This is a genomic window from Stieleria mannarensis (assembly GCF_014154935.1).
Lineage (GTDB): Bacteria > Planctomycetota > Planctomycetia > Pirellulales > Pirellulaceae > Stieleria > Stieleria mannarensis.
The window spans coordinates 290,114-303,905 of record NZ_JACEHH010000002.1; the positions used below are offsets into that span (position 1 = coordinate 290,114).

General features: G+C 57.7%; 8 protein-coding genes and 1 tRNA gene. 5 read left to right on the forward strand and 4 right to left on the reverse strand.

Features of this window, described 5'->3' with window-relative positions:
* Positions 1 to 30 precede the first annotated feature (30 nt).
* Positions 31 to 2,313, forward strand: a complete 2,283-nt coding sequence (locus tag H1B37_RS02425) for a serine/threonine protein kinase (protein WP_182865012.1) — start codon at positions 31 to 33, stop codon at positions 2,311 to 2,313.
* A 245-nt stretch (positions 2,314 to 2,558) separates the two neighbouring features.
* Here the strand turns inward: H1B37_RS02425 and H1B37_RS02430 are convergent, their stop codons facing one another.
* The gene (locus H1B37_RS02430; RefSeq protein WP_182865013.1) at positions 2,559 to 3,668 is read right to left on the reverse strand and encodes a glycoside hydrolase family 26 protein; all 1,110 of its coding nucleotides are present in this window, start codon (positions 3,666 to 3,668) and stop codon (positions 2,559 to 2,561) included.
* Complete coding sequence (locus H1B37_RS02435; protein ID WP_220497991.1) at positions 3,658 to 5,310, reverse strand: glycosyltransferase family 2 protein; 1,653 nt, start codon at positions 5,308 to 5,310, stop codon at positions 3,658 to 3,660. The genes H1B37_RS02430 and H1B37_RS02435 overlap by 11 nt, the downstream gene beginning before the upstream one ends.
* Before the next feature lie 856 nt (positions 5,311 to 6,166).
* On the opposite strand from H1B37_RS02435, the gene H1B37_RS02440 reads away from it, so the two are divergent.
* Complete coding sequence (locus tag H1B37_RS02440; RefSeq protein ID WP_436298041.1) at positions 6,167 to 7,891, forward strand: arylsulfatase; 1,725 nt, start codon at positions 6,167 to 6,169, stop codon at positions 7,889 to 7,891.
* A gap of 269 nt (positions 7,892 to 8,160) precedes the next feature.
* On the opposite strand, the gene H1B37_RS02445 is transcribed toward H1B37_RS02440, so the two are convergent.
* On the reverse strand, positions 8,161 to 8,913 hold the full coding sequence (locus tag H1B37_RS02445; RefSeq protein WP_182865015.1) for a carboxylesterase family protein: 753 nt from the start codon (positions 8,911 to 8,913) through the stop codon (positions 8,161 to 8,163).
* A gap of 1,107 nt (positions 8,914 to 10,020) precedes the next feature.
* Between H1B37_RS02445 and H1B37_RS02450 the strand changes: the two genes are divergently transcribed.
* Positions 10,021 to 11,160, forward strand: coding sequence for a DcaP family trimeric outer membrane transporter (locus tag H1B37_RS02450; protein WP_182865016.1), 1,140 nt, complete (start codon positions 10,021 to 10,023; stop codon positions 11,158 to 11,160).
* Positions 11,161 to 11,613: 453 nt separating this feature from the next.
* Here H1B37_RS02450 and H1B37_RS02455 read toward each other — a convergent pair.
* Positions 11,614 to 11,687 (reverse strand) — tRNA-Arg (locus H1B37_RS02455).
* Between the two features lie 220 nt (positions 11,688 to 11,907).
* On the opposite strand from H1B37_RS02455, the gene H1B37_RS02460 reads away from it, so the two are divergent.
* Positions 11,908 to 13,089, forward strand: a complete 1,182-nt coding sequence (locus H1B37_RS02460) for a tyrosine-type recombinase/integrase (RefSeq protein ID WP_182865017.1) — start codon at positions 11,908 to 11,910, stop codon at positions 13,087 to 13,089.
* Positions 13,086 to 13,682 (forward strand): hypothetical protein, encoded by a 597-nt coding sequence (locus H1B37_RS02465; protein WP_182865018.1) that lies wholly within the window; start codon positions 13,086 to 13,088, stop codon positions 13,680 to 13,682. The genes H1B37_RS02460 and H1B37_RS02465 overlap by 4 nt, the downstream gene beginning before the upstream one ends.
* Positions 13,683 to 13,792 lie beyond the last annotated feature (110 nt).

The window sequence follows — 13,792 nt, forward strand, 5'->3', positions numbered from 1 at the left end:
TCTGCCTGAACGTCACTTCTGTTGGTCGCCATGAACCCGTTTAAACTATTTCGCCGCTCCAGACGTGACGTCCCGCAAGCCCACGCGCACATGACCTGGGCCAGCCAAAGCGTCTCGGACACGATCACACGTACCCGATTGTTTTTGACCAAGCAGATTTGGGCCTGGCCGATCGTCGCCGTGGTGCTGTTGTCGATCGTCGGTTTTTTCGTTCGCAACGCCATCGAAACGACGATCAAAGGGAACGTCGGCTCGGGCCTGCAAACGCTGGTCGAGTTGGAAACGGAGATGCTCCGCAAGTGGTTCGCGGTCCAGGAGTCGACCGCCGAATCGCTGGCCAACGACAGTCGGGTGCGGCAGGTCGTCTACGGGCTGCTGGAGCCCCCCTCCGAACAGGCCGGTTTCCCCACCGGTGACGAAGCCGACCTTCACGGGCAGCTTGCCGAAGAACTCGGGCCCGCAATCGCGGCGCACGACTATGCCGGATTCTTGCTAGTGGACAAATCGAAACGGGTCCTTTCGTCCTCCTATGGGGCACTGATCGGTCAGTCGGAGATCGCCGAATACGACCGTTTTCTGGATCGCGCGCTACAGGGCGAGACGTTTGTTTCGGCGCCGTTTCCGAGCGTGGTGATGATCAAGGGCAGTGACGGCATGTCCCGCGTGGGAGTGCCGACGATGTATGTGTGCGCCCCGGTCCGTGACACCTCGTTTCAAGTCGTCGGTGCGCTGGCGTTGCAAATCCCTCCCGAGCGCGAGTTCACCGAGATTCTGCAGATGGGGCGGGTCGGCGAGTCGGGCGAATCGTATGCGTTTGATTCCAAAGGCGCGATGATCTCCAACAGCCGATTCGATGAAGAATTGATCCTGCTGGGATTGCTCCCCGACCAAGAGGGATCGCGATCGATGTTGCAGTTGCTCGTTCGTGATCCGGGCGACGATATGACACGCGGCTTCCGACCCAGCGTCCGTCGTTCGCAATTGCCGCTGACCAAGTTGGCCGCCGCGGCGATCGACGGACACTCCGGCGTGGACGTCGAGGGTTACCGCGACTACCGCGGCGTGTCCGTGATCGGCGCTTGGACGTGGCTGCCGAAGTATGAAATCGGTGTTGCGATGGAAGTGGACGCCGCCCAGGCGTTTCGGCCGCTGGTGATTTTGCAACGCGCGTTTCTGGCCGTTTACGCGTTGTTGATCGCCAGTGCCATCGCGATCTTTGTGTTCACCATCATTGTTGCCCGGTTGCAGCGTCAGGCACGGGAAGCGGTGATCGAAGCTCAGCAGCTCGGACAATACACGTTGGAACAAAAGCTTGGCGAAGGAGGCATGGGCATCGTCTACAAGGGACGCCATTCGATGCTGCGGCGTCCGACCGCGATCAAATTGCTGCACGCCGACAAGGTCAACGAAGCGTCGATCGCTCGATTCGAACGCGAAGTCCAAATCACGTGTCAGCTAAACCATCCCAACACCATCGCGATCTACGATTACGGGCGAACTCCCGAAGGCGTGTTCTACTACGCGATGGAGTATCTGGATGGGATTGATTTGCAGCAGTTGGTCAACCAATACGGCCCACAACCCGAATCGAGAGTGATCCACATCTTGTCGCAGATCTGTGGCTCACTGTTCGAAGCCCATTCCAACGGCCTGGTCCACCGCGACGTCAAACCGGCCAACGTCATGCTGAATCGGCGGGGCTGTCAGCCGGACATGGTGAAGGTGCTCGATTTCGGTTTGGTCAAAGATATCGCGCAAGGCACCGGCGGTCAGAACAGCCGTGGTGAACGATCCGAAGACGGAATGTTGACGGGCACGCCGCTGTACATGTCTCCCGAATCGATCCAGGCACCGATGACCATCGATTCCAGCACGGACATCTATGCCGTCGGAGCGATCGGGTACTTCCTGCTGACCGGATCGCCGGTCTTTGAAGCGGCCAGTATCGCGCAGCTGTGTCAAAAGCACATCGAAGAATCCCCAGTCCCGCCGTCGCGGAGGGCCAAGATCGACGTGTCGGCGCAACTGGAAGATGCGATCATGAGTTGTCTGGAAAAGTCACGCGCCAGACGCCCGCAAACCGCTCGCGACCTGGGGCTGCAAATCTCACATTGCCCGGGGGCCGGGAAATGGACGATCGAAGACGGCGACCGCTGGTGGGGCCGCCACGATCGAGGCACCAAAGACCAATCGATCAGCGGCGCGTTGAACGCGTCGCTCAGCGGTGTCGGTATCATGCCGACCATGGATCAAACGATCGAGGTCGATCCCTCGGGCGCATCGTCCCCGGAACCCGGAAAGGAGGACGGGTAAGAGGTGGTCAAAAAACGAGGTGGTCAAAAAAGGATAGGGTAAGCACTGCCCGGATGCACCACGTGCTTCGTTGCTCAGCGTGTTGGCATTCTTTGACCAACAAATCTTTTGACCCGAATCCACCACCACCGAGCGATGTTCCGATGCCATCGTGTATCTTCTTCTGAAAACTCAATGAGCGGTGAGCCGCATCTTGATCAGGAGCCCCGGTGCAGCGTCGGGTAGATCTTGCCATCGGCCCGATGTTACGGAACGCTCGATTTTTTCGAGACTGCTTGGCGGAGTTCCCATTCCACCAGTCCACGGATCGAATCCGGATGGACTCTCCAATCGGGTGTGGCGAGATCGCTGCCCCACGCGCCTTCGACGTCCTTGGCGTAAAAGAACACGATCCCCTTCAGCTGTTCGTGATCGCTTAACCCCATGAACGCTTGGTGAAGCCAAAAGGCTTCGAAGTCGGAGCTGCCGCTGACTCCCAATTCGGTGATCAACAGTGGGACGTCGAGTTCCTCCACGACCTTTGCTTTTTCCTGAAACGTCGTGCGAAAGTCTCGAATGTATCCATACGTCTTCTGATCCCATCTCGGATAGCTGTACACGGGCATGCCGACGTAATCCGCGTAGTCTTTACCCGGCCAATAGCTCAAACTGCCTTCCTTCAGAACGCCCGCCCAAACAAAACGCAACTCCGTTTTCACCTGGCGGCGGAAGTGATCGACAATATAGCGATAGGCGCGAACGAACTGTTCGGGATCGGTCCCCGACCAGGGGTACCGCTCGGTCAGATCCTGGTCCATTTCGTGTCCCCACGAGACGAAGACCGGTCCCGTCAGACTGTTCAAGACCCCCGCGAGATCCTTGAGCGTTTGGTCGTAGCTGCCAGAAAGCACCGAAGCGAGCAAATCATCGCCACGGCCTGCAATCGGCCATGGTTCGATCGTCAGCAGAATCCGGAATCCACGGCTCTCCTTCGCAACGAGTGACTGACGCAACTCGCCGGGATCAAAGTCTGCCCAAGAGACATAAACGTGTCGCAAACGCAACGAATGGTCGCGATCAAATTCCCCGTCCGGGTCGTAAACGCCGAAAATCAACGAATCATCTCCATCGGGAAGTGGCTGAGAGTTTGTGGGGACGACGGGGCCGCCGTCGGGCGACTTGTTCAAGTTCAATGCAATCGCGCCCACGCCATCCGATCGCGCTGCGGAATCCCCGCCGGCGCCGACTTCACCCCGCGGTTCGGCGAGAATTCCGTAGAAGGCTCGAGCACCGTTGACGGCAATCATCGAAACCGGCAGGACCGCCAGAGCGACCAGGCTGAAAAACTGCATCGCGAGCCGTTTATCATTTTTCATTTGAGACTTCATGGCGATGAATCAAGACCAAGGAAAACAACGCAATGGCGTAAAACACCTGCGTCAGGATGATGAAGAAATAGTAACCGGAGGCGCGGCCGGCCTCGGAGATCAACATGGTGGGGACAAACGTTGCGATCAGTACCGCGATGTAGGGGCTGAGCACTCGCCATGGAAGTGAGACCGGTTTTGAGCCGCCTTTGGGCGTTACGCGGAACTCAACGACTTGGCGACGCACCGACATGTAGGCTCCCATCACGGAGCCGTAGAACGACCAAGGCCACCGCACAATTTGGAACAGTGCGGCTTCCCAGCTCAGCAGCGGACTGTGGACCGGACGGAGGATCCCGTGTCGTTTGAGACGCGACTGAATTCCAAGCAACAACAGACACAGCGGCAGGGTGTGGACGACAAAGTCCAGATAGCTGACCTCGACCCACGGCTCACCGGAAACGATCGCCCAAACGGGAAGCAACAAGCCCACAGGAATCGAGAGGGAGAACAACGGGTACCAAAGTTCGCTGAATAGAAACTGGGTGCGTAACTTCCAAGGAAGTCGACTCCAATACTTGGGCAACAGCGTCAACAGCAGGACCATCAAACTGCGCGACCACTGAAACTCTTGCGTCACGCAGTCGGCAAACGTCGGTGGCCCCTCTCCGTGAGCGATCGCATCGAGCGCATGGATCCCTCGCCAACCGTGCCCGTTCATCATCAGCGTTGTGCTGTGGTCCTCGGCCAGTTCCGGTCCCAGGCCACCGATCTCGCGAAGGGCCGCCGTCCGTACTGCGTAATGCGAACCGATACACAGCGGTGCATAACCGTTTGAGTATCCGGCTTGCAACGGCCCATGCATGATCGCTTCGGCATACAGTCGCCCCCGAGCGGACCAACTGGACGCGAAGTTTTTGCCGCAGATACTCGGAGCCGAAACGTATCCCACCGAATCGTCAACGAAGGGACGTAGCACCGCTTCCAAATAACCCTGCTCGGGCACATGGTCCGCATCCAACTGGGCAACGAAGTCGTAGTTCTCGTAACCGAAGTGGTCATAGAAATACGCCAGGTTACCCTCTTTGCATTTTGTCCGTCTCGGCCACGTTTGCTGATGGTACTCCGGCGAATTTCGTCGCGTCGAAACTCGAATGCCACGGTCCGCACACCACTGCAAGATGTCGTCGCTTGGGTCTTCGTCAGCCAGCCAGGTGTCGTGCGGATACGATTGGTCCAACATCGCCAACAATGTCTCTTGGACCACTTCGAACGGCTCTGAAGGAGCCCGTGTGGTCACCATCGCGACCCGCCAGGTTTCCGGGATCGCAATCCTTGGATTGACGCGCTTCATCTGGACGACGAAGAACAACAGATAGGCGGGAATCACCGCAGTCCAAGTGACCAACAACGTGTTGAGGGCGAACTTGAACGCGCCGGCGACATGGTTTTCATCGAACCACCAGAGGTAGAAGAAGCCAACGCCCAGCAACCAACCGGCGATCAAAACGAGCAGTGTTCGCTGTTCACGCTTTGATAAGACGTCGACCAGATAAGGAACGTCGGAGATGTAGACGCGCTCGTCAAAGCTGGGCGGCGAGATGTTTTGTAGGGAGCCAGAAGCAGATGAAGGATACCGCGAATCCTCCACCAAAGGCGATTTCGAGCTGAGACCAGATACAGTTTCACCGGCCGGCTTGTACGCTGAGTTGCTCACGTGATTGCCAAACAACGCTGTTGAGTCAAAGGATTGTCGGCCCCGGCGATCACTGTAACTCTTCGCGTTGCGTCATCAACTCAGCACACCCGCCTCTAGAGGTACGGCATTTCCGCGGTAACCGAAGGTCGGATGGCACAACAACGATCCCGGTGATTCAACCCCGGTAGGTTGGTCAAATCTCCATAAGGAGGCCACGAGGGGGGCGACAGGATCATTTGCATCCACTCTTAGACTCCGGAGCGTGGGGGACTCGCTTCGAAGATGTCGCCAATGGCGGCTGGCATGCCGCAGTCGCGGCGCAGCGGCAGCGTGAGGCTCTCCATTTTTCGGAAATTTAGTTTCGGTTTTCCGAAAAAACATTGGTAAGAAATGAAATCCGAATGGACAGGATCACCCGAATGCCCCCGTGTCGATTTGGTCAAAGAACCAAACGATCCGCAGCGAATCCCGGTCAACTACGAAACTCCATATTTTGACCAACCAATTTTTTGACCCGTTAAACTCGCCGCAATTCTCTGCTACTCGGGAAGAATTGTGTGTCAAGGAGCGCTGGTCGTCGTGTTTCCATGCTTGTTAATCGCGACACCGTGCACGCGACGGGGAACCTTTAATAGGGCGATGTACAGATAGCGTCGCTAAAACATTTTGGGTCGATTAAACTGGGCGATCCTCTCCCTCCCGCCTCCACGCTTTCTCCTGCCCGATGATGCGATTTTTTCTTGTTGCCGCTACGGTCGTTTTTAGTGTCCCACTCGTTCCTGCTGATCGCCCCAACGTGATCGTCATCATGACGGACGATCAGGGGTACGGTGAGTTTTCTTGCAACGGCAACCCGCTGGCCGAGACGCCGAACATCGATCGGCTGGCCGGCCAGGCGGTGCGTTTGACCGACTTTCACGTCGCGCCGATGTGCACGCCGACACGCGGGCAATTGATGACCGGGCTGGATGCGTTCCGTAACGGTGCGAGCAATGTCAGCAGCGGTCGAACGTTGTTAAAGGCTGACTTGAAGACGATCGCCAACGTGTTTCAAGACGCCGGGTATCGCACCGGAATCTTCGGCAAATGGCACTTGGGCGACAACTATCCGTTTCGCCCGGAAGACCGCGGGTTCGAAGAGGCGTTGTGGTTTCCGTCGTCACACATCAACAGCGTGCCTGATTTCTGGGACAACGATTACTTCGACGACACCTACATCCACAACACCAAACGACAGCGATACAAAGGCTATTGCACCGATGTCTTCTTTGACGAGGCCGCCGATTGGATTGCCGGTGACGATGATCGCCCCTTCTTCGCCTACATCGCACTCAACGCGGCGCATTGGCCTTGGTTCGTTCCCGAAAAGTATCGTGAGCCGCTGCGCAAAGCGATTGGGGAAAACCCGGAGATCGTCAAACACCTGAACAAGCAAAAGCAGGCCGACCTGGTCAGCTTTCTGGCGATGGGAGCCAACATCGATGAAAACGTCGGAAAGTTGGATCAACGTCTGCTGCAAGAACAGCTGTTTGAGAACACGATTGTTGTGTTTTTGACCGACAACGGCAGCACGATGGGCCAGGATTACTTCAACGCCGGCATGCGTGGCAAGAAAACGCAGCTTTGGGAAGGCGGCCACCGTGTGCCCTGCTTCATCCGTTGGCCCGCCGGATCGATCGGGCCGGCCCGCGAGATCGATGAACTGTCCCACGTCCAAGACCTGCTGCCGACGCTTGCCGACCTGGCCGACGTTCCGCCCCCGTCGACCCGGTTGGACGGACAAAGTCTGGCGCCGCTGTTGCGCGGGGAGCGTGATTCGCTGGACGATCGCATGTTGGTGATCAACTACAGCCGAATGCCCGGCTTTCGCGTCAAGTACACGAAACAAAGTCCGGCGATTCCCCATCGCGACGGCGCCGGGGTGTTGTGGAAACAGTGGCGATTGTTGGAAAACCGAGAGCTATACAACATCGAAGCGGACCCGCACCAGGACCGCAACGTTGCTGCGGCCCACCAACGCGTCGTTGCCAGAATGCGTTCGCACCTCCAGACGTGGTGGGACGGCGTGAAAGACGATGTCATGACACCACAACGGGTGATCATCGGCAGCGATGCGGAAAACCCGATGATGTTGACGGCGTGCGAATGGCTGGACGTGTTTGTGGATCAACAACGGCAAATCCGCCGTGCCGATCGCAAGAATGGGACGTGGCACCTGCACGTCGACCGTGCCGCAACGTATCGATTGGAACTGAGGCGTTGGCCGCGTGAATCCGGACTCTCACTCCAGGCATCCGTGCCGGAAACGCAGGTCGTCGATGGAACGTTCGTCACAGGCGAATCGTTGCCGATCGCATCGGCCACAACTCAAATCGGGGACGAAAGCAAAGTGCTTCAGCCGGATGCATCCCAGACGTTCTTTGCCACCGAGATCGACTTGGAACCGGGCCCGATCGAACTGACGACCGCGTTTCTGGACGATGACGGCAACGAGATTTGTGGGGCATACTACGTCTACGTCCATCGTCGGTGAAGTTCCGGGAGACTCCATCGAGTCGTCGCGGTGTCAACACAGTGAAACCTAGCTCTGCCTGAAGAGGTCAAAAGACATCTGGCAAGAGGGGCGAGCGAAGCGAGGGTGGATTGGTCGGTATTAGACACGCGTAGGCACCAACGCTCGAACGGTTGGTCAAAATATGGGTTGGTCAAAAAATTGGGGCACCGGCGGATGAAACGTCTCTCGCATGAACCCCATTTTTTGACCACTAGATTTTTTGACCAACTCTTACCCCGCTGACGTTTCTAATTGCCCCGCTCCTGCTTGCTGATCCATTCGAACAACTCGGGCGTCGCGTAGGTCGCCGACCAGCAATTGTGCCCGATGTGTTCGAGCGAGGTGAAGCGAACCTTTTCGCCACCGGCTTGCTTGATCGCGTCGAACATTTCGACCGAACGCTCGAACGGAACTGCCCCGTCTTGATCTCCGTGGAAGATCCAGATCGGCAAGTCCTTCAGCTTCGATGCATCGGCCGGGTCACCACCACCGCAGACCGGGACGGCGGCGGAGAACCGTTCCGGGTGGTCGGCTGCCAGTCGCCAGGTCCCGTAGCCGCCCATGCTCAATCCGGTCAGGGCGACGTGATTTTCATCGATGCTGAGTGTTGCGACGATGTGGTCGAGCAGTTCGACGAGCCGCTTTTGTTGCGTCGGCTTGTTCCACGAATCGTCCCCGGGGCATTGCGGAGAAACCAGAACATAGGGCAGATCGTCACCACGAGCGGCAAACCGCGGCGGTCCCCATTTCGCGACCAGGCTCAGCGGACCATAGCTTTCACCGCGACCGTGAAGGAACAGGATCAGCGGCGTTTTCGACTCACCGTCGTAATCCTTGGGCAGATAGAGCAGGTAGGAAATGCTGCCGCCGTCACTGGTCTGGAGCGTCTGTTCGATTTGCTTGCCTGGAGACGGCGCAGTGGCCTCCTCGCCAAGGAGGGGCCGGCCACACAACAACGCCACCAAGAGGACAGCAACCGGGGTAAACACCAGCTTCATCATCAAGTTCCAAAATCAAAGGGGGGAAGGAAGGACGCCCCCTGCGACAGTCTCGCTAGAAAAAGCATGCACGGGGACATAAAGCATGCACGGGGACATGGCACCAGTCTACCTCATGCAAGCAAACCAGGGTGCCATGTCCCCATGCTATCTGTCCCCGTGCTGTCGTAGTGGAAGACGCGAGGAGTCCATGCGTCTGGCAATTCGATTGGACTCGTCTCCTCGTCTACGACCGGAGAAGCCAAGTGCCGTGTCCCCAGAGAGCTTGTTCGGGGACATGGCACCTGTCCGCCAAATGCATGCAAACGCTCAGTGCCGTTTCCCCGCGTCCCGCATGCAAGCAAAGGCCCGCCGGGGGACAGCGTGCCCGGGGACAGGGCACCAATCTACACCATGCAAGCAAAAGCTCGCTCGGGGACATGGCACCGACTGACGGTATGCTTGCAATTTGATGTGCCATGACCCCGAGCTTCCATCATGACCCCGAGCTTCCATCTGCGTCCGGGAAGAGGGTCAAAAAATGGAGTGGTCAAAAAATGGGTGCCTCATGTTTTCCTGATCGCAGCGATAGAGCCCATTTTTTGACCCAAAAATACGACAGGGCGAGCCCAGGGACACATCACGAGCCTGGGAACGCGAGCCCCAAGGAGGATAGCGCCCGGGGACACCGAGAGCGCCCGGGGACACGGCACTATCCATTGAATGCACGCGTTAGCTTGGTGCCGTGTCCCCATCTCGCTGTGGTGTCCCCGTGGCGGCTCTCTGTGCCATTTCCCCGAGGCGGCTCAGCCTGCATTGTGCTAGCGAATCCGGGTGCCATGTCCCCGTTGCGGCTTGTGGCGCGACGATCTTGGCATTGCTGGTGGGGGCTCGGTTTGCGTACTGTCCGCGAAAGGGGGCAATTTCGGGTGACGGGTGAGACGGATGCGCGGTTCGAATCGAGTGATAGCAAAGCTGGGGGGGATGCTCCTTTGTTCGGTGCTTGCTGTCGTCGCGCGCGGTCAGGGCACCGAATCTGATTTGCGGGCCTTGCTGGAATCAACTGACGCCACACTGGTCGCCTCTGTGGGAGGACCATCGGAAAGCGGGGGCGGGTTCGGATCGCGTTTGATGAACCTGGAACGCTTCGTCGGAGGCCGCATTTCCGAAGGGCGGCGTTTCGACGTCGGATTGGATCTTTACTCGGCACCCGATTTTGAAGGCGGGCTGATCGTATCCGGTCAAGATGTTGCACTGAAAATCGGCGGCTATGTCAAAGCCGACTTCATCTACGACTTCGATCCGATCGATTCCACCGACACGTTTGTGACCACGAGCATCCCTGTCGGGGCGCCCGAGCGAACGAACGCACGTTTTCACGCCAAACAGACGCGTCTGAGTCTCGATACGCGATGGACGACCGAGGGTCACGATGTACGGGTGTTCGTGGAAGGAGACTTCTTCGGCACCGACAGTGAATTGATCCGATTGCGGCATGCCTATGGGGAAGTCGGGCCGCTTGTGGTCGGCAAGACGTGGACGACCTTCACAGACGTCGCAGCAGCGCCGGCGACCATCGATTTCGAAGGCTCGGTGTCGAGTGTGAATCGCAGGCAAGTCCAGGCGCGCTGGACGCGCCCGATCTTCTCGGACGATCTGACGTTCGCCTTCGCAGTTGAAGACACGCGGTTCATCATCGAGACGCCGGTCGGTGTCACCGGCGAAGCTCGTTCGCCGTCCCCCGACTTTGTGGCTCGATTGCGCTTCGAGCGTGAATGGGGGCGTTTCCAAACGGCCCATCTGTATCGAGTCGTCGGATTTCAGCCGACCGGTGAGAAAGTGGAGACGGCCAATGCTTGGGGGATCAACTTTTCCGGAGTCGTCTTGCTGAGTGAACGAAACACGATCTATTCCCAAATCGTGTTCGGCGAAGGCATCGGCAGCTACCGCGGGTTGCCGGATGCGGCGCCGACATCCGCGTCGACAGGAAAAATGCTGGGGCTGTTCGGTTGGATGGTCGGAATCACACAGGAGTGGAACGACCGTTTGACCTCCAATTTCACCTACGCCGAAAACAGCCTGGACAACACGCCGCTGCAGGCGTCCGATGCCGTCCACCGCACCACCTATTTGGCGGCCAATCTGATCTGGCAGCCACTCGACCGCGTGCGCTTCGGTGTCGAATATCTCTACGGAATTCGTGAAAACGTTGACGGGGGGACCGGATCGGCCAACCGAGTCCATTCGGCGGTCATTTTCGAACTGCCGTAGTTGTCTCCGGGAAGATGGTCAAAAAATGGAGTGGTCAAAAGATGTATGCCTCGGATTGGCCCGACTGAAGTGACGGGCTTCCCATTTTTTTGACCAGCTCATTTATTGACCCATCTGTATGCGCGTGGCTGGGTACATGGTGAGTCTGATGACACTGGTCGTGGGGACATGGCGTAAGTCTATTCAATGCAAGCTAACCCGAGTGCCGTGTCCCCGAGGAGGCGATGCAAGCTAACCCGAGTGCCGTGTCCCCGAGGAGGCGTGTGTCCCCAAGGAGGCGTTGAAAGGCTCGAAACGTGATATCACCAGGATATGAAGCTTGGCGAGATCTACCCCGAGATCGGATTCATCACTCAGGCCGCACTTGCCAGCGGCGGAGTGGAAGTCGAGAACTGAGCCGCCCCAGTCGAGAGCGAACTCAGCGGCTAGAGATGGTTCGAGAACCTCAAACAGCACGCCCAGGAGGATTCGAACCTCCGACCGTCGGATTAGAAGTCCGATGCTCTATCCAGCTGAGCTATGGGCGCGGGTGGTGTTTTTCGCTTGGTACCCCTGTCTGGTACCCTTGAAAGCGTCTTTTCGCTATCATAAAGGCGTTGCCGGTCTTTGGGGGACCGACAACGCCAGCACATCACTTGAAGTAGAGGTTCAAGCAATGCACCAGGATTCTATCTGCGCGGCACTCTGCCGTAAATGTCTCCGGTACCCCAGGGGTACCGAGGTGAGCCCAAGGCCGGAGGTTCACCAATGAGCGTCAAAGACGGCACGACGCGGCCCAGCAAGCCGCACAAGGACTTTCCGCTCTACGCTCACGCAAGCGGGCAGTGGGCAAAGACGATCCGGGGCAAGAAGTATTTTTTCGGCACATGGGACGATCCCGACGCAGCCCTGGCCAAATACCGCGCGTCAATCGATGCGATCCTGGCCGGAGCGACACCGACGACGCCCAGCGGGCCCGGAACCGTGGGGTGGCTCTGCAATACGTTCATGGACGCCCAGCAAGCCAAGTGTGATCAGGGCGACTTGGCCAAGCGGACGTTGAAGGACTATCACCGGGTCTGCAAGTACATCGCGGAGATTTTCGGCAAGGGGCGACGGCTAGAAACCTTGGGCCCGGCGGACTTCCAGTTCATGCGGTCGAAGTTCAGCCCGGATTGGTCCCCGGCGACGATCAACACCCGGATCAGGGACGTTTCGATCGTCTTCAAGTTTGCCTATGACGTCGAAGCAGTCCCAACCCGGATTAACACCGGCCCAAACTTCAAACGTGTCTCAAAGAAGCGCCAGCGGCTCCACAAGCGGAATCAGAACACCAAGCGATTCACCGCGGCGGAGATCCACAAACTGATTGACGCGGCACCTGTCCAGCTGCGAGCAATGATCTACTTGGGGATCAACGCCGGCTATGGCCCGGCTGATTGCGGTCGGCTGAGTGTCTCTGACATCGACTTCAAACGTCACTGGCTGCGGGGGCTGCGAGAAAAGACCGGCATCGAGCGGTCGGCGTGGTTGTGGCCGGAGACGATGGCGGCGATCAGGGACGCAATGGAGATCCGACCGCCGGCCCGAAAGCCGGAATGGGATGATCTGGTTTTCATGACGACGCACCGAAAACCGTGGTACGTCGACGGCGAGAACACATCTCCGATTCAACAGGCGTTCAAAAAGGCCGCTGAGGCCGCTGGCGTCTACCGTAAAGGCGTTGGGCACTACGCGCTACGTCATACGCTCGAAACCGAGGGCGGCACCGATCAGGCGGCGATCGACTTCATCATGGGGCACGTCGAAGGAACGATGGCCGGCGAATACCGGGAGGGTGTTCCCGACGAACGGGTCAAGAAAGTCTGTCAACAGATGCGTAAGTGGTTCAAGGCCGGGAAGCCGACACCAGCGAAGAACGGCACAAAGGCAAAGCGGGGTGCAAAATGAACGACTTACTAAAAAGGGTGCTCCGCTTGGCTGATCGTTTCGAGACCATCGCAACGAGCGTATCGGATGAGTTTGCCGGGGATGAAATGACGGCAGCGACCGCGGAAGGCGGGATTGTAATGAAAGCGATGTTTGAATCTGGCATCGGATTTCTTGACGCCGATTTTCTGACAGAGCTATTCGCCCAGAACGTCGATCACCGTGACGGCACACTTCGCGAATTTACGCAGTCAAGCTGGTTTGTATTCCTAGCAGACCGGCTATCTGATCATGGGAACGTGCTGTCCCAAAAAGTTGTATCGCGCAGCGAGGGTGCTACTTGTCTATCGACTAACAACAACTGGCGGTTAAGGGCAAGAAACTTCTCCGCGTTCTGCCATCAACTGGCTGCGATGATCGAAGCCGAACCGGATCCGTTACCGGTAGGCAAGAGATACCAGGACCAGACGTGGGCAATCTGCTTCGAGGTGAATGTCCGCACTATCCGCAACTGGCGAAAGAAAAGAGGGTTCCCGTCAGCGCCATGCACGGTTGAGAGCGTGCAGTCATGGGCGAACGCCAACAATGAAACTATGAACAAGGTTCCTAATTAGGAAACCTCAGGAAAGCCGAGGAAACCAAGCCAAAAGCTGAATTGAACTGCTGAAAAACGCCTTTACTCTTCGTGTGTCAACGGTAACCAACCGCAACACACGGAGAGTTT

What these genes read in the sequence shown, in the direction of transcription:
- H1B37_RS02425 (WP_182865012.1), top strand. Translation starts at nt 31, where the DNA reads ATGAACCCGTTTAAACTATTTCGCCGCTCCAGACGTGACGTCCCGCAA.
- H1B37_RS02430 (WP_182865013.1), bottom strand. Translation starts at nt 3,668, where the DNA reads ATGAAAAATGATAAACGGCTCGCGATGCAGTTTTTCAGCCTGGTCGCT.
- H1B37_RS02440 (WP_436298041.1), top strand. Translation starts at nt 6,167, where the DNA reads ATGACGGACGATCAGGGGTACGGTGAGTTTTCTTGCAACGGCAACCCG.
- H1B37_RS02445 (WP_182865015.1), bottom strand. Translation starts at nt 8,913, where the DNA reads ATGATGAAGCTGGTGTTTACCCCGGTTGCTGTCCTCTTGGTGGCGTTG.
- H1B37_RS02450 (WP_182865016.1), top strand. Translation starts at nt 10,021, where the DNA reads ATGAACCTGGAACGCTTCGTCGGAGGCCGCATTTCCGAAGGGCGGCGT.
- H1B37_RS02460 (WP_182865017.1), top strand. Translation starts at nt 11,908, where the DNA reads ATGAGCGTCAAAGACGGCACGACGCGGCCCAGCAAGCCGCACAAGGAC.
- H1B37_RS02465 (WP_182865018.1), top strand. Translation starts at nt 13,086, where the DNA reads ATGAACGACTTACTAAAAAGGGTGCTCCGCTTGGCTGATCGTTTCGAG.